23 protein-coding genes and 3 pseudogenes are annotated in these 26695 nt (G+C 62.1%); 17 read left to right on the top strand and 9 right to left on the bottom strand.

The features are described from left to right. Positions 1-25: 25 nt before the first annotated feature. The 4 genes and pseudogenes from H1204_RS24525 to H1204_RS24510 all read right to left on the bottom strand — a co-directional run bounded on the left by H1204_RS24525 (position 26) and on the right by H1204_RS24510 (position 3950). Positions 26-1326, bottom strand: a pseudogene (locus H1204_RS24525) (gallate dioxygenase). Between the two features lie 314 nt (positions 1327-1640). Then, positions 1641-2222 carry an NAD(P)H-dependent oxidoreductase gene (locus H1204_RS24520; RefSeq protein WP_180731139.1) on the bottom strand — a complete coding sequence of 194 codons (582 nt, stop codon included), beginning with the start codon at positions 2220-2222 and terminating at the stop codon, positions 1641-1643. 143 nt (positions 2223-2365) lie between these two features. Further along, on the bottom strand, positions 2366-3049 hold the full coding sequence (locus H1204_RS24515; RefSeq protein ID WP_180731138.1) for a nitroreductase: 684 nt from the start codon (positions 3047-3049) through the stop codon (positions 2366-2368). A 169-nt stretch (positions 3050-3218) separates the two neighbouring features. Next, on the bottom strand, positions 3219-3950 hold the full coding sequence (locus H1204_RS24510) for a GntR family transcriptional regulator (protein ID WP_007730231.1): 732 nt from the start codon (positions 3948-3950) through the stop codon (positions 3219-3221). Between the two features lie 385 nt (positions 3951-4335). On the opposite strand from H1204_RS24510, the gene H1204_RS24505 reads away from it, so the two are divergent. From H1204_RS24505 to H1204_RS24475, 7 genes are all read left to right on the top strand, one after another. Beyond that, positions 4336-5652: an aromatic ring-hydroxylating dioxygenase subunit alpha gene (locus H1204_RS24505; RefSeq protein ID WP_180731137.1), complete on the top strand. Its 1317-nt coding sequence runs from the start codon at positions 4336-4338 to the stop codon at positions 5650-5652. A 58-nt stretch (positions 5653-5710) separates the two neighbouring features. Continuing rightward, positions 5711-7147, top strand: a complete 1437-nt coding sequence (locus tag H1204_RS24500) for a glutamine synthetase family protein (protein ID WP_180731136.1) — start codon at positions 5711-5713, stop codon at positions 7145-7147. 26 nt (positions 7148-7173) lie between these two features. After that, positions 7174-7497, top strand: a complete 324-nt coding sequence (locus H1204_RS24495; protein WP_180731135.1) for a 2Fe-2S iron-sulfur cluster-binding protein — start codon at positions 7174-7176, stop codon at positions 7495-7497. Between the two features lie 4 nt (positions 7498-7501). Next, positions 7502-8761, top strand: a complete 1260-nt coding sequence (locus H1204_RS24490) for an FAD-dependent oxidoreductase (RefSeq protein ID WP_180731134.1) — start codon at positions 7502-7504, stop codon at positions 8759-8761. Then, positions 8758-9543, top strand: a complete 786-nt coding sequence (locus H1204_RS24485; RefSeq protein ID WP_180731133.1) for a gamma-glutamyl-gamma-aminobutyrate hydrolase family protein — start codon at positions 8758-8760, stop codon at positions 9541-9543. Before H1204_RS24490 ends, H1204_RS24485 begins: the two co-directional genes overlap by 4 nt. A gap of 4 nt (positions 9544-9547) precedes the next feature. Next, complete coding sequence (locus tag H1204_RS24480; RefSeq protein WP_180731132.1) at positions 9548-10531, top strand: LysR substrate-binding domain-containing protein; 984 nt, start codon at positions 9548-9550, stop codon at positions 10529-10531. Positions 10532-10823: 292 nt separating this feature from the next. Then, on the top strand, positions 10824-12185 hold the full coding sequence (locus H1204_RS24475) for an MFS transporter (RefSeq protein WP_180731131.1): 1362 nt from the start codon (positions 10824-10826) through the stop codon (positions 12183-12185). 70 nt (positions 12186-12255) lie between these two features. Here H1204_RS24475 and H1204_RS24470 read toward each other — a convergent pair whose 3' ends face one another. Continuing rightward, positions 12256-12807, bottom strand: a complete 552-nt coding sequence (locus H1204_RS24470; protein ID WP_180731130.1) for a DUF4863 family protein — start codon at positions 12805-12807, stop codon at positions 12256-12258. A 341-nt stretch (positions 12808-13148) separates the two neighbouring features. Between H1204_RS24470 and H1204_RS24465 the strand changes: the two genes are divergently transcribed. The 7 genes from H1204_RS24465 (at position 13149) to H1204_RS24435 (ending at position 17843) form a co-directional block, all read left to right on the top strand. Next, the gene (locus H1204_RS24465; RefSeq protein ID WP_243468661.1) at positions 13149-13673 is read left to right on the top strand and encodes an isoprenylcysteine carboxylmethyltransferase family protein; all 525 of its coding nucleotides are present in this window, start codon (positions 13149-13151) and stop codon (positions 13671-13673) included. 347 nt (positions 13674-14020) lie between these two features. Continuing rightward, on the top strand, positions 14021-15151 hold the full coding sequence (locus H1204_RS24460; RefSeq protein ID WP_180731128.1) for a porin: 1131 nt from the start codon (positions 14021-14023) through the stop codon (positions 15149-15151). A 218-nt stretch (positions 15152-15369) separates the two neighbouring features. Next, complete coding sequence (gene rpsU / locus H1204_RS24455) at positions 15370-15582, top strand: 30S ribosomal protein S21 (RefSeq protein WP_039900353.1); 213 nt, start codon at positions 15370-15372, stop codon at positions 15580-15582. 302 nt (positions 15583-15884) lie between these two features. Further along, positions 15885-16088, top strand: a complete 204-nt coding sequence (locus H1204_RS24450; RefSeq protein WP_007580847.1) for a cold-shock protein — start codon at positions 15885-15887, stop codon at positions 16086-16088. Between the two features lie 191 nt (positions 16089-16279). Continuing rightward, positions 16280-16504 carry a hypothetical protein gene (locus tag H1204_RS24445; RefSeq protein WP_079488055.1) on the top strand — a complete coding sequence of 75 codons (225 nt, stop codon included), beginning with the start codon at positions 16280-16282 and terminating at the stop codon, positions 16502-16504. 144 nt (positions 16505-16648) lie between these two features. Then, positions 16649-16846, top strand: a complete 198-nt coding sequence (locus tag H1204_RS24440; protein ID WP_180731127.1) for an alpha/beta hydrolase — start codon at positions 16649-16651, stop codon at positions 16844-16846. 154 nt (positions 16847-17000) lie between these two features. Then, positions 17001-17843 carry an oxidoreductase gene (locus H1204_RS24435; protein ID WP_180731126.1) on the top strand — a complete coding sequence of 281 codons (843 nt, stop codon included), beginning with the start codon at positions 17001-17003 and terminating at the stop codon, positions 17841-17843. Positions 17844-17971: 128 nt separating this feature from the next. Here the strand turns inward: H1204_RS24435 and H1204_RS24430 are convergent, their stop codons facing one another. Then, positions 17972-20152, bottom strand: coding sequence for a SulP family inorganic anion transporter (locus H1204_RS24430; RefSeq protein WP_180731125.1), 2181 nt, complete (start codon positions 20150-20152; stop codon positions 17972-17974). A 247-nt stretch (positions 20153-20399) separates the two neighbouring features. Further along, the gene (locus tag H1204_RS24425) at positions 20400-22025 is read right to left on the bottom strand and encodes an NAD(P)/FAD-dependent oxidoreductase (protein WP_180731124.1); all 1626 of its coding nucleotides are present in this window, start codon (positions 22023-22025) and stop codon (positions 20400-20402) included. 5 nt (positions 22026-22030) lie between these two features. On the opposite strand from H1204_RS24425, the pseudogene H1204_RS51510 reads away from it, so the two are divergent. Further along, positions 22031-22219, top strand: a pseudogene (locus H1204_RS51510) (hypothetical protein); the annotation flags it as partial. A gap of 620 nt (positions 22220-22839) precedes the next feature. Then, positions 22840-23592, top strand: coding sequence for a hypothetical protein (locus H1204_RS24420; RefSeq protein WP_180731123.1), 753 nt, complete (start codon positions 22840-22842; stop codon positions 23590-23592). 115 nt (positions 23593-23707) lie between these two features. Here the strand turns inward: H1204_RS24420 and H1204_RS24415 are convergent, their stop codons facing one another. Both H1204_RS24415 and H1204_RS24410 read right to left on the bottom strand, forming a co-directional pair. Then, the gene (locus H1204_RS24415; RefSeq protein ID WP_180731122.1) at positions 23708-24859 is read right to left on the bottom strand and encodes an MFS transporter; all 1152 of its coding nucleotides are present in this window, start codon (positions 24857-24859) and stop codon (positions 23708-23710) included. A 32-nt stretch (positions 24860-24891) separates the two neighbouring features. Then, positions 24892-25676: pseudogene (locus H1204_RS24410) on the bottom strand (DeoR/GlpR family DNA-binding transcription regulator). Between the two features lie 228 nt (positions 25677-25904). On the opposite strand from H1204_RS24410, the gene H1204_RS24405 reads away from it, so the two are divergent. Beyond that, a complete protein-coding gene (locus H1204_RS24405) occupies positions 25905-26681 on the top strand; it encodes a PhzF family phenazine biosynthesis protein (protein WP_243468660.1) in 777 nt (258 codons plus the stop codon). The last annotated feature ends 14 nt before the right edge of the window (positions 26682-26695 follow it).

Here is a 26695-nt window from a genome sequence, read left to right as displayed (position 1 = left end):
TGCAATGGCTGGGCGTCCGTGCGGTCTACTGCTTGGGCGACCCGGACTTGTCCCACGAAAGGTTTTGACTGCCCTTGCCGGCTACCGAATAAAGCGCACCGGGCGCGTTGCGGGTCTTCTGGAATGCTTCGAGTGTTTCGCCGCGCATGGCGGCGTAGATGTGCAGATTCGACACGCCGGTGACGGCGCCGAGCTTCTCCAGCATGAAGAAGATGACGCCATAGTGGAGCAGTCCGCGCCAGTCGCGCCGGCGGATCAGGTCGCGTTCCTGTTCGGTCAGGCCTGCCGCCTCAAAGCTCGCCTCTTCGTCGCGCTTGAACGCTTCGCGATGCTCCGGTTCGACCATGCGATGCAGGTAATCGTTGATCCGATACGCGCGCACGGCCATCTCGATCGAGAACGGATACGTGCCGTCGAGCTTCTCGACATTGGTCAGCTCAACCGCCATCTTCTGACGATGCCGCTCGACGATGGCGGGACTGGGCTCGCTGTCTTCGCCTTCGTAAATCGCCGTCGCGATGCCCGCCATCGACGGCAGGTAGTAGCTGCGGTGCTTGCAGACCACGTTCGACGACAGCGCGCCGCGCATCGTGAGCCACATGACGACTTCCGCGCCTTCGTAGCCGCCGAGTTCCGCATATTCGGCGATCGTCATGTTTGCGAGCTGCTCGGGTCGCGCTCGAACAGGTCCAGGAAACGCTGATCCCATTCGGTGTTATTGAAGCCGGCGCGTTCGCCGTGCACCTGGTGGGAGAGGCCGCCCGTCGCGAGAATCGCGACCTTCATGTCTTCCGGATAGCTTTCGATCGCGCGGCGCAGCGCCTGACCGAGCTTGTAGAAGCGCCGCGCGCTGGGCACGGGAAGTTGCAGAACGCCCATCTGCAGGGGCACGAGTTTGACGGGCCACTCGGGCTTGTGCGGGCACAGCATCGACAGGGGCGAGAAGCAGCCGTGATCGAGCGCCTTGTTCTGAAAGAAGGACATGTCGAACTCGTCCGTCATCAGCGACTTGCCGATGTGCGCCGCGAATTCCGGATGCCCCTTGATGGCGGGCAAATCGCGTGCGCCGCCGCCTTCGTCCGCGACCTGCCATTGCTCGCCGACGCCGAGCGCGAACGCCGAATAGTGATCGAAGAAGAACGAGGTAACGTGGTCGTTATAGATCGTGACCAGCACGTCGGGGCGCTTCTCGGCGAGCCAGTCTGCCAGCGGCGCGAAATTCTCGAAGATTGGTGCCCAGACCGGGTCGTCACGCTTGTTCTTGTCGAACGCGAAGCCGATCGTCGGAGTATGTGATGCGGCAAGCCCGCCGATGATTTTTGCCATAGCCGTAAGTCCCGTGACATGCGTCGCTTCGCAAGACGGTCTGTCATCGAAGCAAATCCCGCATTGAATAAACGCATGAGATAACAGCGGTCTCAGGTGTGTCAACCACGGTTGTACGGCCAGCTATGATGTCTTCAGGCGGGGCAACTGGCGCGAAGCACGGTCGGCAAAGCGCTCTGCCGACCATCGAAAATTTCTTACCGATAAATATTTTAGATACCCAACCTGCTTAAAAGCAACGAGTAGGGCGCGCCAGTTGCGCATCGGACTCGATCAGCGGATCTGGGCCTGTGCGCTACGCACCCCCTTCGTTCTTACTGCCGGGAGAGTTGCCGTGTCGTTTCAACTAAACGGGCGCCGACCAGTCGGACCTCGGCGTCCGCCTTTTCGTCGGAGAGACGACCTGCTTCGGTGAATGCCAGATGCGCGGCGCCAAGTGAAAATCCTTGCGGAATAACGATGGCGCCCAGCTTTTCAAGTACCCCTCGCATGCCGAGCATCGAACGAACACCTCCCATCGGTCCTGGCGATGCGGATACCACGGCGGCCACTTTCGTTGCGATCAGCCGAATCCCGGGTTCACCGCTATCGAGAGGTCGACTGACCCAGTCGATCGTGTTCTTGAGCGACGCTGTGTAACCGCCGTTGTGCTCCGGCGATGCAACCAGAAGCGCGGTGTGTTCCGCAAACAGTCGCTGCAGATTTCTCGCGCTGTCAGGCACGCCGTGCTCGTTTTCGAAGTCGCCCTCATACAGTGGCAACCGGTAGTCCGCCGACGAGATAAAGGTAATCTCGCCGCCGGCCTCATGCGCGCCGCGCGCCGCGATGTCCAGAAGTTTGCGATTCAATGAATCGCGGCGGCCGCTTCCGCATAGGGCAAGAACTTTGATGGTCATGATTCTGAGGAGAAGATGTTGAGAACAGCGAGGGAAAGATTTCGGTTGCGTGACGCGGCCCATGGTCCGATGGGCTCGATGGACCCTTGCGATCACGCGCACGCATCGCGTTTGCGGGCGTGCTTGCAATACGTGCGTCAGTGCTATTCGTCGAGTCCGACGAACTGTGCGAAATGGTCGACCGACTCACGCGGCATCTGGAGTCGGTTCACGATGGAATCCTCATCCGCGTAGCCGAGAGACATCCCGCAGACCACTTCGTGGCCCGGTTCAAGCGCAAGTTGACTGGCGATGACTGACTGGTAACGCGCGAACGAGACCTGCGGGCACGTATGGAGTCCGCGAGAGCGAGCCGCGATCATGACGGTTTGAAGGAACAGCCCATAGTCGAGCCAGCTGTGCTTCTTCAGGCTGGCATCGATCGTGAAAATCATGCCGACGGGGGCGCCGAAAAAATTGAAGTTTCTGCCGGTTGCCTGGGAACGCGCATCGACGTCCGATTTGTCGATGCCCAATGCGCCGTAATAGCGCACGCCGAAGTCTTCCTGCCGCGAGCGGAATGAGTCGGGTAAACGTTCCGGCATGTGTTGCAGCGGCGGATGCGTTTCATCCGTGTGAGCACGCGCTAGCGCGGCGCTGAATTGCTGTTTGATCTGGCCGCCCAGCACGTGAACGTGCCACGGTTGCGTGTTCGAATTGCTGGGCGCAGTACGTGCGACATCGAGAATGGCAATGACGTCCTCTTTCGAAACTGCGTCTGGACGAAAGACCCGAACCGCTTTCCGCGATCGGATGATGGAGTCGACAATATAGGCATCCGAATTCATTTACGACCGGTCTCCACGGCTTTGAAAATGTCGAGCCAATGATGACACAGGCGAAGCGCGGACTGCGGTGAAAAAGCTGCAAGTTCAACTTGCAGCAGATGGGATTTGCCAGCCAGCTTCTAAAGCGGGTTGCAACGCCATACAGTCGGCACGCGTACCGTCACTGCGCTTATAAAACCGCCTCCGCGACAAGCTGCAAAGCAGGCGCGAGCTTCAGATAAACCTCCGGACGTTCGAGCGCATAGGTCAGATTTCGTTGCGCGATCTGCACGTGCTCCGTCGCCAGCGACTGCGCGCGCGTGCCTTCGCCGCGTTCCATCGCCTGCACGAGACTGTGATGCTGCTGATGCGCCATGAAAAGCCATTGACGGCCTTCGTCGATGGCGGATTGCATCGGCAACATCGCGCTTGCGGCGGCAAACGGCAGACGGTTGTTCATCTCGATTGCGCGGATCAGCGCCGCGTTGCCCGAGCCTTCGACGATCAGCTTGTGAAACCGGCTATTCATGTCCGTGTACGCGGCGTAGTCGTCGAGGTCCAGTTCGGACTTCGCGAGCAGACGGTCGCCGCCGCGCAGACATTCGTTCAGCGCGTTCGACAACTGGCGCGGCACGCCATGTTCGGCGACGAGGCGCGCAGCCATGCCTTCGAGATGCCCGCGCACCGCGATGGCATCGGCGATTTCCGCGGCGGTGATGCGCCGCATCACATAGCCGCCCGCCGGAGACGGTTCGACCAGGCCTTCCTGTTCGAGCGTGGTGAGCGCGAGCCGGACGGGCGTGCGCGATGCCTGCAGACGCTCAGCGAGCGCGACTTCGCCGAGGCGCTCGCCGGGGGCGAATTCGCCCTTCAGGATCAGGTCGCGCAGATACACCAATACACGTTCTTGCTGGGATTCCATTTCATTCTCCGGTGCTCTTTGCCGGGTTAGGCGCGGCGGACTTCGTGCGTCTGATTGTAGGGCATGCGAGGTGACGCGGGGCCGAAAAATGCGGAAGCAGATGAATGGATGTTCTGCATTGTATGCAATAGCCGCTGAATCGTAATTTTCTGGCTTCGAGAGTGTTTTCCAGGGAAAGTCCTAGTGATCGACAAAATACATATATATATCAACGATATGGGTCGCTGTTCCCGATGATTTTGACGAAAAATTTGAGATCGCGTCTGATGGGTTGTGTATGCAGAGATTGAGTTTATGAATTCTTAGTTCTATTCTTCGTGCTCATCGAAGGCGTCATTGCATACAGCAACCCGCCTCATGCATTCAAGTCAACCGGAGACACGCCATGATGAGTTCCCAGCAAAACGACACAATCACGCGCGTCGGCAAAGGCACACCCGCCGGCCAGCTACTGCGCAACTACTGGCAGCCCGTGGCGCTCGTGGAGGAGTTGCCCGCGCAGCGCCCCGTCCGCGCGGTGCGGCTGATGGGTCAGGACTTCGTCGTATTCAAGGACGAGCAGGGCCGCTACGGCATGCTCGATCGCGACTGCCCGCATCGCGGCGCGGATCTGGCGGCGGGCCGTCTGGAGGCAGGCGGCCTGCGCTGCGCGTTTCACGGCTGGCTCTTCGATGTCAACGGAAGCTGTCTGTCGACGCCCGGCGAACCCATCGGCAGCACGCTCTGCAACAAGGTCCGCCAGAGCGCGTATCCCGTGGTCGAGCGCAGCGGCATCCTGTTCGCCTACATCGGCGGCGGCGAGCCGCCAGCGTTTCCGAACTTCGACTGCTTCGCCGCGCCGGGCGAATACACGTTCGCCTTCAAAGGGCTGTTCGAATGCAACTGGCTGCAGGCGCTCGAAGTCGGCATCGATCCCGCCCACGCATCGTTCCTGCATCGCTTCTTCGAAGACGAGGACGTGAGCGACAGCTACGGCAAGCAGTTTCGCGGCGCGTCAGCGGATTCGGATATGCCGATCACGAAGGTGCTGCGCGAATACGAGTCGCCCGAGATTCTCGTCAGTCCGGCCGACTATGGGCTTCGGCTGATCGCGAAGCGTCCACTCGACGACACCCAGACGCACGTGCGCGTGACCAACGTCGTGTTTCCGCAGGCGTTCGTGATTCCGATGAGCGCGGAGATGACGATCACGCAATGGCACGTGCCCGTCGACGACGAGAACTGTTACTGGTACTCGATCTTCACGAGCTTCGGCGCGCCGACCGACAAGGCGCAGATGCGCGCGCAACGGCTCGAACTGTATGAGCTGCCCGACTACACATCGCGCAAGAACAAACGCAACCACTACGGCTTCGATATCGACGAGCAACAGACCCAGACCTACACGGGCATGGGCTTCGACATCAATGTCCACGACCAGTGGGCCGTCGAATCGCAGGGCGCGATCCAGGACCGCACGCGCGAGCATCTGGGCACGACCGACAAGGGCATCATCGCCTACCGTCGTCTGCTCGTCGATGCGATCGAGAAGACGCGCGCCGGCGAGAAGACGCTGATGATGATCGACGAACAGCAGGCGGCGCATCTGACGGGACCGGCATCGATCGACGGCATCGGGCCCGCCGACGGCTGGGACGACTACTGGAAGGCATCCGACGTCAAACGTCGCGATGCCGCGCCGTGGCCCGCGCCGAAGGCTTGAGGACGGTTTCCGCAATCACAATGGAGCGCGCGGCCGTTCAACTGCCGCGTGAAGCACGATGTCTTTTGTTGAAAACCATGGTTTGTGGACGGACGCCCAGCACGCTGCGTACGCCGAGCTGCTCGAACGGCTCAAAAAGAGCGACGTGCAAGTGGTCCGTTTTTCGTTTCCCGATCAGCACGGACTGCTGCGCGGCAAGACGCTCGTCGTCGACGAGGCGATCAGCGCATTCAAGTCCGGCGTCACGCTGACGAGCACGCTGCTCGCCAAAGATACGTCGCACCGCACGGTGTTCCCCGTGTTCACGGCAGGCGGCGGCTTCGACATGCCTGAAATGCAGGGCGCCTGTGATACCTTGATGGTCGCCGATCCCGAAACCTTCCGCGTTCTGCCGTGGGCGCCGCATACGGGCTGGGTGCTGTGCGACGTGTACTTTCCGAACGGCAGGCCCGTGCCGTTCGGCACGCGCCATCTGTTTCGCCATGCGCTCGAACAGCTCGGCAATCATGGGTTCGAATTCGTGTCCGGTCTCGAAGTCGAGTTTCATGTCTTCAAGGTCACTGATACGAACATGAAGCCCGAGCATTCGGGCCAGCCAGGCATTCCGCCCGATGTCGAGCTGCTGTCGCACGGTTATCAGTATCTGACGGAACTGCGCTACGACGCCGTCGATAACGTGATGGAAATGCTCAGGCGCGGCATCGACGGGCTCGCGTTGCCTGTGCGCTCGCTCGAAGTCGAATACGGTCCGAGCCAGTTCGAGTTCACGTTCGCGCCGACCCGAGGCATCAAGAGTGCCGACGACATGATTCTGTTTCGCAGCGCGGTCAAGCAGATCTGTCAGCGCAACGGTTATCACGCGACATTCATGTGCCGCCCGCGCATTCCGAATGTCGTGTCGAGTGGATGGCATCTGCATCAGTCGCTCGTGCATCGCGCGGACGGCAGCAACGCGTTCATGCCGACGAATCCGGACGCGCCGCTCTCGACAGTCGGGCAGCGGTATCTCGCCGGCTTGCTCGCGCACGCGCAGGGCGCAGCCGCACTATCGACGCCGACCATCAACGGATATCGCCGTTATCGGCCGTATTCGAATGCACCCGATCGCGCGAACTGGGGATGCGACAACCGCGGTGTGATGCTGCGCGTGCTGGGCGGACAGAACGATCCCGCGACGCGCATCGAAAACCGCGTCGGCGAACCGGCCGCGAATCCGTATCTGTACTTCGGCTCGCAGGTGCTCTCTGGGCTGGACGGACTCAGACGCAAACGCGAACTGCCTCCCTCTGCGGATACGCCCTACGAAACGCAGGCCGACGCATTGCCCCGCACGTTGAGTGATGCGATCGCCGCGCTGCATGCGAACGAATCGCTGCGCGAAGGATTCGGCAGCGCCTTCATCGACTACTTCTGCAAGCTGAAGGAAGCGGAAATCAACCGCTTCAATCTGGAAGTCACCGAGTGGGAACACCGCGAGTATTTCGAAACGTTCTGATGGCGTTCCCATCGAGGAGAGAAGTCATGCCTATCGTCACCTATATTCTGCGCGACGGTGATCGCCGCGAGATCGACGTACCCGCTGGCACCAGCGTGATGGAGGCCGCGATTCACGGCAACGTGCGCGGCATCGATGCCGAATGCGGCGGCTGCCTGTCGTGTGCGACATGCCATGTTTATATCGACGCCTCATCGACGGCGGACCTGCCGTTGCCCGACGACTCCGAACTGGAACTGCTCGACGGCGTCGCCGCCGAGCGGCGTCCCGAAAGCCGGCTGAGCTGCCAGCTCGTCATGATGGCTGCGATGGACGGGCTTGTCGTCCGCATTCCGCCGAGGCAAGGGTGACATCATGAACAGCACGCTTGTGGTTGTCGGCGCGTCGTATGCGGGCGTGCAGCTCGCGGCGTCGGCGCGCGAACTCGGCTTTGACGGCCGTATCGTGCTGCTCGGCGACGAGCCCGATGCGCCTTACCAGCGTCCGCCGCTGTCGAAGGGCTTTTTGACGGGCAGCTTTGCGGAGCAGCGTTTACCGCTGCGTTCTCAGGCGTTTTTCGACGAAGAGAAGATCGAATGGATGCCGTCGATGCGCGCCACGCACATCGACCGCGAGCGTCGCGAGATCGGGCTGCACGACGGCTCGCGCATCACATATCACCACCTTGCGCTGACGACGGGGGCGCGGGTGCGCAAGCTCGATTGTCCTGGCGCCACGCTCGATGCCGTTCACTATCTCCGCGATCTGTGCGACGCAAGGCGTCTTGCGCAGACGACGCGCACGGCGCGGCGCGCGGTCGTGATCGGCGGCGGCTATATCGGTCTTGAAGCGGCGGCGTCGCTGCGTCAGCAGGGACTCGAAGTGACGGTGGTGGAGACGGAGTCGCGTCTGCTGGCACGCGTCGCGTCGCCGTGGCTGTCCGGCTTCATGCTGCGTGCTCACACGGAGCATGGCGTCGCGTTCGAATTCGGACGCAAGGTGGTGGCGCTACACGACGCGGATGGGAGCGTATCGGTCGAACTCGATGATGGGCTGCGGCTCGATTGCGAACTCGTCGTGGTTGGCATTGGCGTGGTCCCGAATACCGAACTCGCCGCCGACTGCGGACTGAACGTGGCGGGCGGCGTGATGGTGGACGCCTGCGCGCGCACCAGCGACCCGTCGATCGTCGCCGCCGGCGATTGCGCTTCGTTCGTCCCTCATTGGGCGCCACCGGGCACGCGCGCATGCCGCATCGAATCCGTGCAGAACGCCAACGATATGGCAAAAACGGCAGCGGCAACGACTGTCGGGCGGCCGGAGCCGTATCGCGCGCTGCCCTGGTTCTGGTCCGACCAATACGACCTGAAGCTGCAGATGGCCGGCGTGAACGCAGGCTTTACCGACTACGCGATGCGCGGTTCCGTCGAAGACAAACGTCTCTCGCTGTTCTACTTTCGCGACGACAAGCTGATCGCCGTCGATAGCATCAACCGGCCGCAGGATCACATGTTCGCGCGCAAGCTGCTATCGAACGGTGCACGCGTTACGCCGGACGCGGTGCGCGATCCCGCATTCGATCTGAAAACGCTCGCGAGCCGCGACGTGCATGCGCCACGGGGAGTCCCCCAATGAGCGCTGAACAACACGGCCGTCCGCTCGTCGGAGTGGTGTGCGACCGCTTCTTCATCGGTGAACACGATCAACATGCCGCGAAGCACAGTTATGTCCGCGCGCTGATATCGGGCGCGAATGTCAGTCCCGTGCTGATTCCGGCATCGCGCGAGATCGAATCGGTGGAGGCATATCTCGACGGCGTGAGCGGGTTGCTGTTTCCAGGTGGCGCCTCGAACGTGGAGGCGCACAGATATGGCGGCGAAGTAAATCGCGACGCGCTCGCCGATCCCGATCGCGATCACGTCGCGTTGAAACTGATGCGCGGCGCGGCGGCGCGCGGCATGCCCATTCTCGCGATCTGCCGTGGCTTCCAGGAAATGAATGTTGCTTTTGGCGGCACGCTTCACACGGATATCCACGCGTCCGGTCATTCAGAAGACCATCTCGAAGACCTCGCAGAGGATCTGCCCACCCGCTATCGATACCGCCACGACGTCGAACTCACGCCTGCTGGCATGCTGTCGGCGCTCGCCGATGCGCAATGCGTGCGCGTGAATTCGCTGCATCGGCAGGGCGTTGCCGCGCTTGCGCCGCCGCTTGTCGTTGAAGCTCGCGCTCCCGACGGCCTGATCGAAGCGTATCGGCTGAACGGACACGACTTCGCGCTCGGCGTGCAGTGGCATCCGGAAGTCATGACGCAACACGACGCGCTGTCGCGTTCGATCTTCGAAGCATTCGGTGCGAGTTGTCGCCGGTATCGTCATGCGGCACAGCCCGCAACCGATCATCATGAGGGTTAGGACCATGTCCGCGGATCGCATCGACCTGAACCTGCTGCGCGTATTCGACGCGATCTTCGAAGACCGCAATCTCGCCCTGGCGGGCAAGCGCCTGAACCTCAGTCAATCGGCGATCAGTCATGCGCTTGGGCGCATGCGCCAGATGCTCGGCGACGACCTTTTCGTGCGCACGGGCAAGGGCATGGAGCCAACGGTGCGCGCTGTCGGCATGGCGGCGCAGGTGCGCGGCGCGCTGGCGCAGATCAGGGCGGCGCTGGGCGTGGATGCGTTCGATCCGCGCGTCGCGCAACGCAAGTTCGTCGTCGCGGCGAACGACTACATCACGTTGCTGGTGCTTGGGCGGCTCAGTCAACGGCTGCGCGCGGAAGCGCCGCTCGTGGACCTGGTGATCCGTCCGTCGACGCGGCTCGATCTCGCCGGCCAGATCGACGTCGGCCGGATCGATGTGGCGATCGGCATATTCGCGGACGTGCCGACGCGCTTGCGGTCGGCGCAGTTGTGGGAGCAGACGGATGTGGTGCTGCTTCATCGGGACCACCCCGTCGCCGGGCGCGCCGACCCGTCCATTACGCGTGACGATCTGCTCGCTTATCCGCTCGTTGCGGTTTCGCAGGGCGGCGAGGAAGAGGGCGCGGTGAGCGGCTTCATCGTCGAGCGCGGACTCGCGCGGCAATCGGAGATGTTCAATCGCGACGCGCTCAACCGCGCATTCGCCGACGGTACCGACGTGCCGCGCATGCGTATGTCGGTCGCGCATTCGCTTGCCATTCCCGCGCTGCTTCGTCACAGCGACATGCTCGCGCTCGTGCCGTCATCGCTTGGCCGTGAACTGGAGCGCTACGGCGAACTGAAAATGTGCGCGACACCCTACGAGTGTCACAACGCTGCCGTGCGCGCCGTCTGGCACGAACGCAACGACACCGACCCGGCGCTGCAATGGCTGCGGCACCAGCTCGCCGACGTCGCACGGCAGGTTCGCAGCTGTTGATCCGGACTGTGCAAGATCGGTATGCAAACAATTCACTGCGCGCGCGCCATGGTGCGCAATCTCGTCAACGTCGTCGAAACGGCCTGAAAACATAGGTCTTCTCGATTCAACCCGGATGCATCGCGCGATGCTTGCCACGCCGCACGAGGGGCATGTGCGCGCCGCGTGCGTGCTTCGCCGGGTTGTTGGCCATATCTGGCGCTCTTAATCTTGGCCCCCGATAGATCGGCGAGGCACGCAGCAAGCGCTGACGTGGCGATGCCGACAATTCAATCCCATCAGTGAGGATGCAATGGAAGAGACCCGGACTGTCGATATACAAGCGCTCATCAACGAGCACCCTTTCTCCCGCTTTCAGTGGCTCGTATTTGCGATGTGCTTCGTCATCGTGCTGATGGATGGCTTCGATACGGCCGCGATCGGCTTTATCGCGCCTTCGCTGCTGTCGGAGTGGCATATCGGCAAGGCGGCGCTTGCGCCTGTGCTGAGTGCCGCGCTCTTTGGGCTCGCGTGCGGCGCCTTGCTTTCGGGACCTCTGTCGGACAGGTGCGGGCGACGCCTCGTGCTGACCTTGTCCGTGCTGCTGTTCGGCGTGGCGTGTTTCGCTTCGGCTTACGCGCAGGATCTGACCGCGTTGACGACGCTGCGTTTCGTCACGGGCGTCGGACTCGGCGCCGCGATGCCGAACGCCGTCACGCTGATGAGCGAATACTGTCCCGACGGCCGGCGCGCCACGATCGTCAATCTGATGTTCTGCGGATTCCCTTTGGGCGCCGCCCTGGGCGGATTTCTCGCTGCGTGGATGATTCCGCAGTTGGGCTGGCGCAGCGTTCTGCTGCTCGGCGGCGCAGTGCCGTTGCTGCTCGCCATCGTGCTCGCATTCAGGCTGCCGGAGTCGATCCGTTACATGGTCGCGCGACAGCAGCCGGTCGAGAAGATTCGCAACGTGATGGTTCGCATCAGTGCGGACGCGCGCTTTGCGCATGCTTTCGTCATGCAGGAATCCGTCAGGCATGCACCGGGGAGCGGCGGCATTCGTATCGTGTTGTCGCGTTCATTCATTCTCGGCTCCGTGATGCTCTGGCTGTGCTACTTCATGGGTCTCGTCATCTTCTACGGACTGGTCAACTGGATGCCCGTCCTTCTCAAGGATGCGGGACTAAGCCCGCAACGCGCCGCGCTCGTGTCCGCGCTGTTTCCGCTGGGCGGCGTGGGGACGGTGCTGTGCGGCATGCTGATGGATCGCTTCAATCCCAATCGCGTCGTGGCGGCCGCTTACGCGTTCGGTGCGATCAGCGTGTATGCCATTGGCCAGGCAGTCGGTGATATCGGCCTGCTGATGTGCGCGGTGTTTATCGCCGGTGTGCTGGTGAACACCGCGCAGGCGTCGATGCCCGCTCTCGCGGCTGCATTCTATCCAACGGCGGGACGCGGCACGGGTGTCGCGTGGATGCTTGGCGTCGGGCGCTTCGGCGGAATCGCGGGTTCGTTTCTCGTCGCGGAGTTGTCGCGGCAGCAGGTCAGTCTGCCGGGCATTTTCACGGTCGTTGCGGTATCGGGCGGGGTCGCGTGCGTGGCCCTGCTGATCAAGCAGGCGACGTGTTCGAGCGCAGGCGTGGAGGATGTCGCGGAGGGCGAATCGCTCGCGCACTAGCGGTGAACTGTTGAAGCTGGATGCGATTACTGCGAGCCTCTGTTGAGGCTCGCAGTACTTCTTGTGCAGTTCACTTCGCGGGCGGCGTGATCTCGTATGCAATGCGTCCCGAGGGCAGGAAGAACAGCGCGATCACCGCACCGCCTTTTGCCTCGGGAAAATGATGGCTGCCTGGCGCGGGCGCGGTCCAGCCGCCGTAGCACCATCCGCTTGGGCCAGCGAGCGCGGCGCCTTCGTTGAGCGGCACGACGAGATTGAACTCGCCATACGGATGCGAGTGGTAGTCGCCGCGAAACGCGTTTTCAGGGTTGTTCTGCGCATTGTCGGTGCTGTCCATCAGCACCGCCGTGATGCTGAAAAAGAACGTTTCCGCAGAAGGCGCGACGAGCCGCGCACGCCGGTACTTCGGTCCAGAAATCTCGACGTCGGCCGCCCAGCCTTCTTCTACGCCGAGCGTAATGAGGCGGGCGAGATCCTTGTACAGCTCGCTATCGACGCCGTATTTCGTGTTCAGCCATTGCTCGACTTCGACGCCTGTGGTCATGTCTCTCACTTCTTCGAGAAACGGCAGACAACGTGCTACGAGCTGATCCTTGGTGCTGGTAGTGGGGGTTTGAGACATTGCGTTTCCTCCGTGGATTGAGTGCCTTGCACGTCTTCTCCGCCGCGGCGATGCGCGCTTTCGATGTGCGTGATGGCGGTTTCAAGATGCCATAGCCGCATCACTCGAAGAAGCGAAACTATTGCAAGTCCACAATGCACGTTATTCATAGTGCGGTCGTTCATCTTGAACGGCGCGAGATGGACCGTGCGCCCGCCCGGTGTTCCTTTGCGCGTTGTGAGAACATGCCGGTCCACAATGGTCACTGCATCCACACTATGCACTTCACCGGTTCCGATTTCTGGCGATTCCTTCCTCTCGTTCACGCAGGTGTGTTTGGCGCAACGGCTGTTGTCGGGCGCATGTTGATTGCGCGAACGAACCGACACGACGCCGTGTCGTTCTCGCGCGGCGAATCGGCGCACGACTTTGTCGCGCGATGCTTCTATTTCTGGCTGCCCGTCGTCGACGGCGTCTTTCTGATGTTCTACGGCATCACTGGCGAACACGGACAACTCGTCGCGCAATGGTTCGATCAGGAATGGACACGGTGGATTGGCGTCGCGTGCATGGTTGTAGCGCTGATATGGGTGGTTTGCGCACAGGCCACGATGGGAACCGCGTGGCGAATGGGCGTCGATACGCGCACGCGAACCGAACTGATCACGGCAGGCCCGTTCGCGCTGTCGCGCAATCCCATCTACCTCGGCATCCGCGTAACGATACTGGGCCAATTGCTGGTGGTGGGAACATGGCCCGTGCTGGTGATCTGGGCGATGTCCGAGTTGCTCGTCCAGATTCAGGTCAGGTTCGAAGAAGCGCACATGTTCAGGTTGCACGCGCAACGGTACGCCGACTACTGTTCGCGAGTCAGACGCTGGATTTGACATGCGACAGCTTCGACGAGTCGAGCTCGCCGATTCAGGGCGTTCAAGATTGGATTGAATACATTTCACGTTCGGATTTTTCATCGCGCTACGTGTGCGCATCATCTCCGTATCAGTAGATTTGTCCCACGTATCGCGCTGTCGACAGAAGAATTGCCAACCGCTCGAATCGAATTGGAGTAGCAAAATCCTTCCGCTTTTTCCTCGCCGCTTCGATCTGCATGGAGGCGTTGAGGTTTTCCCCGTTGTTGCTTTTATTGTCCAACCCTAAGCTCGCCTGGCATGCACTCATGCGGAGACGTTTAAATTCGTCATCCGAAATAATGATTGGTGGTCAAGGAGACTTCATGAAATACGGCAGGGTTGTGGCATTGGCAGCAGGGCTTTTCAGCGCGTCCGCATTTGCGCAAAGCAGCGTCACGCTGTACGGCGTGCTGGACACGGGCATCGAGTATGTTTCCCATGCAAATGCCGCAGGCGATCATGTGATCCGTATGCCGGGCATCACGGGCGAACTGCCTTCACGCTGGGGGATACGTGGCGCCGAAGATCTTGGCGGCGGACTCAAGGCCGTATTCATTCTCGAAAGCGGATTCAACCTGCGCGGAGGCGACTCGGGGCAGGGCGGACGGCTGTTCGGGCGACAGTCGCTCGTGGGACTCGAAGGGCCGTGGGGTTCGCTCACGTTTGGCCGTCAATACACGATGTCCTATTGGGCGATGTCGGATGCCGATATTCTCGGGCCGGACATCTACGGCATTGGCGCGCTGGACGCGTTCTTGCCGAATGCGAGAAGCGACAACACGGCCGTCTATAAAGGCAAGTTCTATGGATTCACGTTCGGCGCGTCCTGGTCGTTTGGACGCGACGGCGCGGGGACGGGCAATTCTCCAGGGCAGGGGACCTGCGCGGGACAGGTGCCCGGCGATGTGAATCAATGCCGCGAATGGAGTGCGATGCTGAAGTACGACGGCACCTACTTCGGCGTGGCCACAGCGTACGACGAACAACGCGGTGGCACGAATGCAGCGGCAAACTTCTTCGATGGCGTCACGCCGTTTGCGATTCACGACAGCGGCGACAAGGATGCGCGTCTGCAGGCGAACGGCTATGTGAACGTCGCGGGCGTGAAGCTGGGCGGTGGATGGATCGGCCGCCGCGTCGAATCGAACGGACCGGGCGGCGACGTGCGCTCGAATCTGTTTTACCTTGGCGCGCAATACTATGTGACGCCCGCGTTCGCCGTCGATGGGGAAGCCTACCGCGTCGTCGTGCAGCAGCAGGACGCGCGCGCAACGCTGGCGAGCCTGCGCGCCACCTACTTCCTGTCGAAGCGAACGGCTGTTTACGGCAATGTTGCGTACCTGTGGAATAGCGCGCACGCGCGCTATTCCGTCAGCGCAGGCGGCGGCGGCACGACGCCCGCAGCGGGCGTCGCCCAGCTCGGCGCGATTGTCGGTGTGCGGCATTCGTTCTGACGAGGCGGGCTGCAACGACAAACTTTGTCGCAAGAACTCACTGCGCCGGGTCCACGCGGTGGGGCTCCCACTGCCTCGTTCTCAGCGAAGACCGTGCAAATTACCAGACGGTCTGGAGATTTCGCGTGTACAGTGAAGTGTCTTTTGCCGTCTGCATCGGACGACGCGCTCGCTATGCGCGGCTTTTCATCAATCGAATCAAGACTTCAAGGAACGATCTGACTACCGTCATCCCCAAACCCAATGAGCCCGTCGAAGTTGCGCTTCGACGTTTTCGCCGTGCAATCCAGAATAACGGACTGATCGCGGAGTTGCGTGCGCGCACGGCGTATGAGAAGCCCACCACGGAGCGCAAACGCAAGAAAGCCGCCGCCGTGGCCCGGTTGCGCAAACAGATTCGCCGCGCGCTGCCGCCAAGGAAGCTGTATTGAGCCGCGTCGTCAATCTCCGTGCGGCTTCTGAGGCGCTTGTCCGGCGAGTGGCGGTTCAGCGGAGCGGCTCGTTTCGATGACGTTAACTGGCGCCGGGTCGAAAATTACCCGGGCCAGTTGATTGAAACCTTGCAATTGTGGCGCACAGGTGTTACTGTGCCCCGAAGTTCAAGAAGTTCGATTGCTGTTCATCAATAGTTCCGTTGCCCCTCGGCGGTATTCGTTGTCCTCTCCCTCCTTGATCCTTTGGCTCCAAACTCTGGAGCGATAATCTCTTCAATTTTTCTGTTTCAAGGATTCGTATGGATACCGGTACTGTCAAATGGTTTAACGACGCAAAGGGCTTCGGCTTCATCTCCCCGGATAACGGCGGTGACGACCTGTTCGCGCACTTCTCGGAGATTCGCGGCGATGGTTTCAAGAGCCTCGCTGAAGGCCAGAAGGTCAGCTTCGAAACGAAGCGCGGCCCGAAGGGCGTGCAAGCTGCAAACATCACGCCGGTCTAAGGCGTAGCAGTGCGGGGCCGGAACACGGCCCCGATTCGTTTTCTCCCCGAAGTCCACGCTCCACGTCTCTCGCACTGGCGCTTGCCAGTCGCATCTTAAACGGCGCGAAGCCGCCTCTGTCATGCTGGTTGCCGTCTCAGCGGCATATGCTTTCCAGGCGTGACTAATACAATTCAAAACATCAAAGACAAATGCAAAATTCAACAACCCAGCAGTACGGGGGCTATACCGTACGTCCGTCAGCACATTGCCTGCCTGATGGTCTGTTTTCCGCAAATTTGCTGCTCGAGCGCGATGGCGCCCGACGCTCACCGAATCAATACGAATTCTTTTCGCTCGACTATTTCGTCGACGAGGCCGACGCGGTCGATTACGCGCGAAGCTGGGCATGCCACTGGATCGACACACGCGGTTGATGTGAGCCGGCAGCAAGCCAAAGAGCGATCGCTTGCGAACCACGTCGCGCGCCGGCTCAATTCGCGAGCAGGCCAAGGTAGTACCCCACCATCGAGTGCGCTCGCGCATGGGCCGACACGGACTTTCGTGGCGATCTCGCCAGAATGACCGTTCCGACGCTGATTCTGTACGGCAGTTCGGATGTCAATGTGCCGCCGGAGATCACCGCGCACATCGCCGCGCGCCTGATTGCAGACGCGCGCTACATCGAATACGAAGGAAGCGGCCACGCCATCGGCATGACCGATCGTGAGCGCGTCAACGTGGATCTTTTTGCGTTCCTTCGCGAAGCAGGGCGTTGAACCTTCAGACGTCATTGTGCGAAGTTGTTCCCCACGCGAAAAACTGATTTGAGCGCTATTCGATGCAACGGCCAGCCTGGCGCAAGTACAGTGTCGTCACCGGGTAAGCGATACCCGGTCCTATCGACAATCACGCATTGGCAAGGTCGTTACCATGAGCAAATCTCGGCAACGGGTATTCCTGATTACGGGGGCGAGTTCTGGGTTTGGGCGCGCTTTCGCGCAAGCTGCGCTGTCGGCCGGATACGTCGTTATCGGCACGGTCAGGAGCGAAGCGGCGAAGGATGCGTTCGAGCAACTGCAGCCGGACCGTGCTCGCGGTGTGGTGCTCGACGTGACCGATTTCGCCAGAATCGACGCGGCCGTTGCATCCGTGACTGAACGAACCGGGCCGGTCGATGTACTCGTCAACAATGCGGGGTATGGCCACGAGGGCACGCTCGAAGAGTCTTCGCTCGATGAACTGCTGCATCAGTTCAACGTGAACGTATTTGGCGCCGTTGCAATGATCAAGGCTGTCTTGCCGTCCATGCGCATGCGCCGAACCGGTCACATCATCAACATGACGTCGATGGCGGGCCTCACGACCTTTCCCGGCATCTCGTACTACAGCGGCAGCAAGTTCGCCCTCGAAGGGATGTCCGAGTCGCTGGCCCAGGAAGTGCGCGGTTTCGGCATCAGCGTGACGGCCGTTGCGCCGGGCTCGTTTCGCACCGATTGGGCGGGCCGCTCGATGGTGCGCAGCGAACGGAGTATTGCGGACTACGACGCGGTGTTCGATCCCGTTCGCCAGGCCCGCCATGCAAAGGACGGCAGACAGGCGGGCGACCCGGACAAGGCTGCGCGCGTGCTGCTGGATCTCGTCGAACATCCCGATCCGCCCGTCCATCTTCTGCTTGGTAGCGATGCGTTGAGTGTCGTACGACGAAAGCTTGCGACGATGCAAACGGCTATCGACGCGTGGGAAGACGTCACGCGATCAACTGATTTTTCGTAGGCTGTGCGTTGCCGGTTGCACTGCAAGCATCAATGCAACCGTCAAGCTTCATGGCCATTGTCGCTAACGGCTTTCGTCGAGAACGATCCAGCTGACCGGAGCTAGCACGCCTTCAACACCCAACGCGCTCAATACGCGGCACGCAGTGCTTCATCGGCAACAGCGAGCCGCGACGCAATCGTCTTGATCAGAAAGCGGTGAAACTGCTGTGCGGTGACGGGGTCTTCACGTTCGAGCGCGAGCAGTGTGGGCACCGACAGACGGTGAACGCGCGTCGGCGTTTCGGCGATCACATCGGCGCTTCGCGTGGTCTGCGTGTACACGGCCATTTCGCCGACCACCGTGCCGGGGCCGAACGAGCGCAGCCGCACCAGCCGGCCGTCGGGCAGCGGCAGCGAAACGGCGACGCGTCCGCGCTCGACGATATAAAGCGCGTCGCCCGGCTCGCCGCGCGAAAACAGGTGCTGACCTGCATCGAGATCGCGTACTTCGAGGCACTCACATAGCCTTTCCAGCGCAGGCGGCGTGAAATGCGGAGCGAGTGTCGCACGGAAATGCTGTTCCCCCGATGGCTGCATCGCGGAACCCGATCCGAGCAGTGTGTCTTCGATCCATTCGAGACCCGCATCGAGCGTGGCGAACTCGTGTATCCGCAAGTTCAGCGTACCCGTCCTCACGAGCAGACTGCGTGAGCGCGCGGGCAACGCGGTGAGCACGAGGTCGGCACCCGATGACGCGCACAGTTGCCGCAGCTTCACGAAGGCGATCGATACCGACGCATCCATGCCGTTGGTCGACGCGAAGTCGAGCACGATATAGCGCACAGGTACGGCATCTTTTGTTTCGAGCCGTTCGCGCACGCGTTGCAGAATCGAATTCGCGGTGCCGAAAAACAGAAAGCCCTGAAGGCACATCCCGCATAGCTGCGTGCCGAGTTCGCGCAGACGCGCGGCATCCTCGATACTGCGCTCGACTGTCGAGGTGCGCATGGTCGCATCGAATGCCATGCGCACGCAGCTCACGCGTCCATACAGCAGCGTGAACATCACGCACGCGGCAATGACGCCCGCGATCACGCCCGCAACGACGCCATAGAGCGCCACGACGGCAAGCATGCCGGGCACGAGCGCGTACTCGTACCAGTTGAGCCTTGCATACGCGCCGACCAACCATTGCATCAGCAGCCGCAGCCCCATGAAGAGCTGCAGCCCGACCAGCACGGGGACGGGAAAGAGCGCCACCAGATCAGGCGATACCATGAGCGCGACAAGGCACGCGAGCGCTGCGAATACGCCTGCCATGCGGCTCGTCGCGCCGGTGCGCGCATTGAGCATCGAGCGGTTGTACGACTGGTAGCCGACCATCCCGCCGAGCAGACCACTCGCGATGTTGGCAAGGCCCGCCGCGCGCATTTCGCGGTTCAGGTCGACGTCCTCGCCTGTTGCCGCGCCGATGGCCGTCGAGTTCATCAGGATCGTGATTGCCGACGCAGACGTCACGACGAGTGTCTCCGGAAGATGCGCCGCGATCGCGGCCCAGTCGATGGCGCCATTGGCGAGCGGCGCGGATACGTGCAGATCCGGGAAGAAGTGCAGCTTCACATGAGGCAGCAGCAAGCCCATATTGCGCGCATCGTCGATAGACAGTCCGGCGAAGTGCAGCGACAGATAGAACAGCACGATCCCGCACGCGAGCACGAACGGCAGCGCGGCAATGTGCTGCCGGCCGCGCGTGAGAGCGGTTGTGAGCACACCGATGAACAGCGCCGGCATCCACGCGAGCCAGTGCAGATGCGTGAGCAGAGGCAGGGTGTGCCACTGCGGGGACTCGCCCGTCGCCACGCGGAATGCGCCCGCCAGCAGCAGATAACCGGTGCCCGCCAGAAACCCGCCGACTACGGGATACGGCAGGAACTGCAATGAACGGCTGCGCTTCGACGAACCGATCGCGTACAGCACGATGCCCGTCATTACCGAACACAGCGCGATGGCGATCAGTACAGTCAGAAGAATGGTTTGCGGCGAGCCGCCGTCGGCACGCACGCTGCTCGCGACGCCCGCCGCCACGCCTGCGAGAAATGCAGTCGCATTGCTGTCCGGCCCGGCGATATTCAGGCGCATCGAACTGGTCAGCGCGATCACCAGCGCCGTGACGATGCAGCTGACCAGCGCGGTAGGCACGCCGAGTTCGGCGTAGCGCGCGAGGTCCGCGCTGAAGATCAGCGTGCCCAGGCTCATTGCGTAGCAGAGCATGACGAGCGTCGAGACGGCGCCCGCCGTCAGGTCGCCGAGCAGGCCGACGGTCGTCATGCGCGGTGCGGCAGCGCTTTCAGACGCAGACTCGGACGCGGAACCTGTGGCACCTGGCTTCACGGCGCTCCCCCGGAACGCGCGGCGCCGGGCACAAGCGGGCGACCGCGCGATCCAGTATCCGCCGCCCGTCTCGCGCCTGTCAAACCGCCGGCGCGGGAGCGCCGGCCCCCCGGGTTTTCACGTTGATTTGAACGTCGACTTCACCGAGCTAACGGACCTTCGCGCGCCGATCCTGTCCGGCACATCAGCGCATGGGCGCCGACGTCAGATTGAGTGCCAACGCTTGCGCCACTTCGATGCCGTCGATGGCGGCCGAATAGATACCACCCGCATACCCCGCGCCTTCGCCGGCCGGATACAGACCGTCGACGTTCATGCTTTGGTAGTCGTCTTTGCGTCGAATCCGCAGCGGTGACGACGTGCGCGTCTCTACGCCGGTGAGCACTGCATCGTGCATCGCGAAGCCTGAGATCTTCTTGTCGATCTGGGGTAGTGCTTCACGGATTGCTTCGATCACGTAGTCTGGGAGTGCGGTGCTGAGATCGGTCGGGCGCACGCCCGGCTTGTACGACGGCACCACGGAACCAAGCGACGTCGACGGCCGGCCGGCGATGAAGTCTCCGACCAGTTGACCCGGCGCGTGGTAATCGCCGCCGCCGAGTTCGAATGCGCGCTCTTCCCATTTGCGCTGGAACGCAATGCCGGCCAGCGGACCGCCGGGATAGTCTTCTTCCGGCGTGATGCCGACGACGATACCCGCATTCGCATTGCGCTCGGCCCGGGAATACTGGCTCATGCCATTGGTGACCACGCGGCCCGGCTCGGAGGTGGCCGCGACCACCGTGCCGCCAGGGCACATGCAAAAGCTGTAGACGGCCCGTCCATTGCTGCAGTGATGGACCACCTTGTAGTCGGCCGCGCCGAGTTGCTTGTGGCCCGCAAACTTGCCAAAGCGGCTGCGATCGATCAGCCCCTGCGGATGCTCGATGCGAAACCCGAGTGAAAAAGGCTTGGCTTCCATATAAACGCCGCGATCGTGCAGCATCTGGAAGGTGTCGCGCGCGCTGTGGCCCACGGCCAGCACCACGTGATCGCACCGCAACGTTTCGCCGTTCGACAGCTTGAGCGCGCGCACCTTGCCCTGATCGATTTCGATGTCCTCGACCCTGGTTTCGAAGCGCACTTCGCCCCCCAGTTCCTCGATATTGGCGCGCATTTTTTCCACCATGCTGACGAGGCGGAAAGTGCCGATGTGCGGCCGGCTCAGATACAGGATGTCTTCCGGTGCGCCCGCCTTGACGAATTCCTCCAGCACCTTGCGGCCGTAGTGGTTCGGATCCTTGATCTGGCTGTAGAGCTTGCCGTCGGAAAACGTTCCGGCCCCGCCTTCGCCGAACTGCACATTGGATTCCGGGTTCAGTACGGACTTGCGCCACAGGCCAAAGGTGTCCTTGGTGCGCTCGCGCACGGCTTTGCCGCGTTCGAGGATGATCGGACGGAACCCCATCTGCGCGAGGATTAGTCCTGCGAACAGGCCGCACGGCCCCATGCCGATTACGACGGGGCGCAAGGAATCTGTGTGCTCGGGAGCCTTCGCGACAAAGTGGTACGCCATGTCCGGCGTCGGTCCGCAATGCGGCTTGCCGGCCATCCGCTTGAGCGCGGCCGCTTCGTCCCTGAGTTCGACATCGACGATATAGGTCAGCTTGATGTCTGAGCGCTTGCGTGCGTCGTGCGCACGGCGGAACACGGTGTAACGGATGAGCCCGTCTGCCGGCACGCCGAGATCCGCGAGGCGCGCGCGAATCGCGGCTTCGAGATCGCTCTCGGGATGGTCGAGCGGGAGTTTGACTTCGCTTAGACGTAGCATGAGTACTGAAATGTGATCACCACGGAATCGTGGCGGTGTTGAAACAGGTGGAGACCGGCATGCTGGTGGCGGCGTTGTTCGCTACGTGAGCATCCCGGATGCAGACCTTCCATCGGCGGAAAAAGCTGTACGCGGGGCTGCAAACTGACCAGACCGGACAACTCAAGCAACTTCACGATGAGCAACTGAAGCGAGCATGTGCGGGGAAGGTCGTTCCGCCCCGAAGTCATCACCAGACAAGCGCGCAACGGGATCGTACGATGACCAGGGGCGCATGAAAGGGGCCAGCCTGTCCATCGAACGGTCCTGCCCATTGCCAACCCGGAAGGCGATGAAGCTGGTGCAAGCCTGGACGCCGAAACCGTGTGTCTCATAGACGCCGACGCACCGCGCAAACCCTGACCTGCCCGGGCGCCCGGCAAATTCCGTGGAAATTCGACCGGCGACCTGCCGTTCCAGATGCCTTCTGCCACCGCGGCTCCAACCTTCTATTATAGCGGTGCAAGCGGGTGGCTTGTGCGAAGCCATGCCATGTGGACGTGGCCGCGCTCGTTGTTCAAGCGGGTCAGCCTGAGCGCCTATCGATGAACGCCGCCCAAAACGCTGCCGCCAGAGGCAAAGGATCATCGCGACGTTCTACGCATACAGGGTCGCTTTCGGGGGCGCAGGACGGGTCTGTAGCTGGCTCACCAAGGCGTGGTGCGCGAAGGAGCCCGCCGAGCTACCAGGCATGTCAGCGCGCTTCTGTCACAATAACGCTCGGCCGTTTCGTTGACGTACCATCGGCAACGCCCCACAACTGACCTTCTCGTCAATGCGCATCTTTGGAATCAGCCTTTACGTCATCATCGCCGTGTTCTTTGCGGTGCATGCCGTGCGCACCCAGCAGAACATGTACTGGCTGCTGATCCTGTTTCTTTTCCCCGGCCTGGGCAGTGCGGTCTACTTCTTTGTCATTTACTTGCCCTCTCTGCGCCAGTCGCGTGGGGCAAGGGCGGCAACGAGGGCCATTTCGCAGCTTGTCGATCCCAACCGGGCGGTACGCGAGGCGCGCACGTATTTCGATCGCGCGCCGACCGTCGAGCATCGCATGCGGCTGGCTGCAGCGCTGCTCGATGCAGGAAATGCCGCCGAAGCCCTGGAGCATTACCAGGCAGCGGCCAGCGGGCCGTTCTCATCCGATCCGGCTTTACTCCAGGGGCTGGCGCGTGCGCAGTTTGCCAACGGCAATGCTTCGGCTACGCAGGATGCGCTGGAAAAACTGTTCGCCGCCAATCCTCTCAGCCGCCGGCAGCCGGAGCCCGCGTTGCTGTACGCACGGGCTCTGGCCGCGATTGGCGCGCCAGGCACACGCGCCGCGTTCGAGATCGCGCTCGCGAGCGCAAGCGACGCCGCACCACGTTGCCTGTACGCCGATTGGCTAGCGGCGCAGCCCGACGAGGCCGACCGCCAGCGTGCGCGCGAACTTTACGCTGAGATCGTGCACGATGCCAGGCATTGGCCACGCCACGCCCGCGAACATAACAGCGAGTGGCTGCAACGGGCCCAGGCCGCCCTGGGCCGATAATTCACGGGCTACCTTCGCAAGCGACTGGATGCGGGCATTCGGGCGTCTGTCCGCCCGGAAGCGCTGCAGACGACAACCGAGGTAAACAGTCTCAGGACATCACCGTCACCGAAGTTCACGACATGTCCACTTGCGCCTGCTTCGCCGTAACCAGCCGGGCACAACACGGCACAAGACAGAGCAATGCCGCCAACATCCAGAACGCCCCCGGCAGTCCCACTCCATTCGCAACAAACCCCACACCCGCCGGGCCGACGAGATTCCCCGCGTAACCCGTCGTCGTGATCGCGACGACGGCGAGCGCCGATGGCATCGCGCGTTGCGAGCCTGCCTGACGGAACAGCACGGGCACCACGTTCGATGCGCCAAGGCCGATCAACAGAAAGCCTGCCATCGCAATCGCAGCGCCCGGTGCGGTCAACAGAACGACAAAGCCGCCCATTGCGACCCATCCGCCCCAGAACACCATCGCGCGGTCTCCGACGCGTGCGGTCACCGCGTCGCCGCCCAGGCGGCCAGCCGTCATCGCAACCGAGAAAACCATGTAGCCCACTCCGCCCTGCGCGGCAGCCACCAGTCCAGCGCCCGTGATCAGCAGCGCGCTCCAGTCGAGCAGTGCACCTTCGACAAGAAACGTAATCGCCGTGAGGCCGGCAAGCACCAGCACGATGCCGCGTGGCGCGACGAATAGCGGACCTTCTTTCGCGTGAGCCGTTTCGATCAGCCGTGACCGCGCAACGGCAATCGCGCCGAGCATCAGTACGGCGCATAGCAATGTGCTTTCGAGCGGGCCGATGTGCATCGAAAGAAGAAAGGTCATCGCCATCGATCCAGCAAAGCCACCGATGCTGAACAGTGCATGAAACCCCGACATCAAGGGCCGGCCCTCCGCCCGCTCGACATCGATTGCGTGGATATTCATCGCGACATCGAGCGAACCGAGCGACGCGCCGAACGCGAGCAAGGCAATACCCAGCGTGAGCGGCGTGCTGACAACAGTCAGAAACGGCAGGATCACGGCCAGCCCGAACCCTGCCACGGCGATGATCGGCTTGCTGCCATATCGCGCGCTGAGCGCGCCCGTGATCACCATCGCGATAACCGATCCGAGGCCGAGGCAGAGCAGCAACAGGCCGAGCACGCCGTCGTCGACGCCAAGCCGCTGCTTGGCGAAGGGCACGAGCGGCGCCCAGCACGCGACACCGAATCCGGCCACGAGGAAGGCAAGGCGGGTCGCGAGTCGTGCCGCGGGTCGGTCGAACGTCATTGTCACGGGTGTCCTGAATGGGTTGGCCGCGCTCACAGGCTGGCGGGCAGTTCGGCCTTTACAACAACCGATGGGCCGGATTTCGACAGAGCCGTACGCTCCGCGCGCGGCAGGTCGTGTTCGACGATCACGCATTCGATCGCCTTGAGCGTGGCGACCCGATGGGGCGCGCGGGCGTTGAACTTGTCGGTGAGCGCGAGTACCACGCTGTGCTCGCTGGCCGCGAGGACCGCGCGTTTGAACGTCGCGTCGGCGAGACCGAACGCGCTGATCCCGCTCTTCGGCGATATCGCACACGAGCCGATGAAGCATCGATCGATATTCAACTGGGCGATGGCCTCCACCGCGCTCGCATCGACGCATCCGCCCACGGCCGGATCGACCGATCCACCGATCATGATGAGATGCAGATCGGAGCGGCGAAGCACGGCAGCGGCGATGTCGATGGAATTGGTCGCCACGGTGAGTTCGCTTTCCTCTGGCAACACGTCGACGAGCGCGAGATTGGTGCTGCCGCTGTCGAGAAACAGGAGTTCGCCTGGTTGAATCAGCGGCACGGCTGAACGAGCCAGCGCCGACTTGCGCTCCCGCGCCAGGTCCATGCGGGCCGCCATCGGTGCGGACGCGGGCGTGATGGGCAACGCGCCGCCGTAAACCCTGCGGCAGCGGCCTTCCGTTGCCAGCGCGCGGAGGTCGCGACGGATCGCGTCTTCCGAAATATTGAATTCAGCAGCGAGCGAGGCCGCGACGACAGGCTGCCCTTGGGCGAGCCTGTTCGCGATCTCATCGCGTCGTGCGAGGGGATGTCGTCATTCATGTCTGCATCATATCGTGCATAAACAAGAATGTAAACGTGCACAAACGTGCACGGTTGGTTCAAGGCTTCGCAATGAAAAAGGGCCACGTGCGATCAGTTCGTCGGCAGCAGCGGACAGGAGACGTCGAGGCGGTCGATCCAGCCAGCGCCTGCGAGAGATGGATTGCGCGATAATTTCCACCCGCACGCAATTCGACAGCGACACGACCCACAATGAATATCCATCGCATGCTTTGCTTCGGCCGCACTGACGAAAGTGGCAACACGGCGATCGTCGTAGAGGACTCAGCGTTGGCTGAACCGGAACGACTGAAGTTCGCCCAGCAGCAAGACGCAAGCGCTACGGTATTCGTGGAAGCGGATGCGGCCGGTGACATGCAGCTTGACTACTACTACCCGCATGCCCGCAGCCCCCTTTGCCTGCATGCGACGCTCGCGGCGAGCTCGGTTTTCTTCGAGCGGTACCCTGACGTCGATCGCGTTCGGTTCGTCACGAGCGTGCATCGGCAGGTGCTCGAGGTCGAGCGCGTTGATGGGGGAATCTTCGTCGGCGTGAAGGCGCAGTCTTGCCCGGCGTTGACCCGTCATGTCGCGGAGACGGCGCGGTTGCTTCGCGTCGAACCGACCAACCTGGTTGGTACACCTGGACTCGCATCGGTGGGGAGCGCAAAGCTGCTGGTAGAGGTGGCGGATCAATCGGTGCTGGCCGCCTTGCGTCCCGATCTGACGGGTATTGCTGAATGGAGCCGAACTCACGGCGTTTCAGGCATGTACGTCTATTGCCGCCTTCATGACGATGTGTACGCGGGGCGGAACTTCAATCATCTAGACCCGCGCTTCGAAGATGCTGCGACGGGGGTGGCGGCTGGCGCGCTGGCCTTGTCGCTGGAGCGAAGCATTACGCTGCTGCAAGGCGACGCGCTCGGCCAGCCGTGTACGCTCATGGCGCGATACGCGGACGGAGCAGTGCAAATTGGCGGACGAGCGGTCAGACGTGCAATCTGACACGTCCCACCGTC

It is taken from the genome of Paraburkholderia sp. PGU19 (assembly GCF_013426915.1).
Taxonomy (GTDB): domain Bacteria; phylum Pseudomonadota; class Gammaproteobacteria; order Burkholderiales; family Burkholderiaceae; genus Paraburkholderia.
This window is presented reverse-complemented; position numbering and strand designations above follow the sequence as displayed.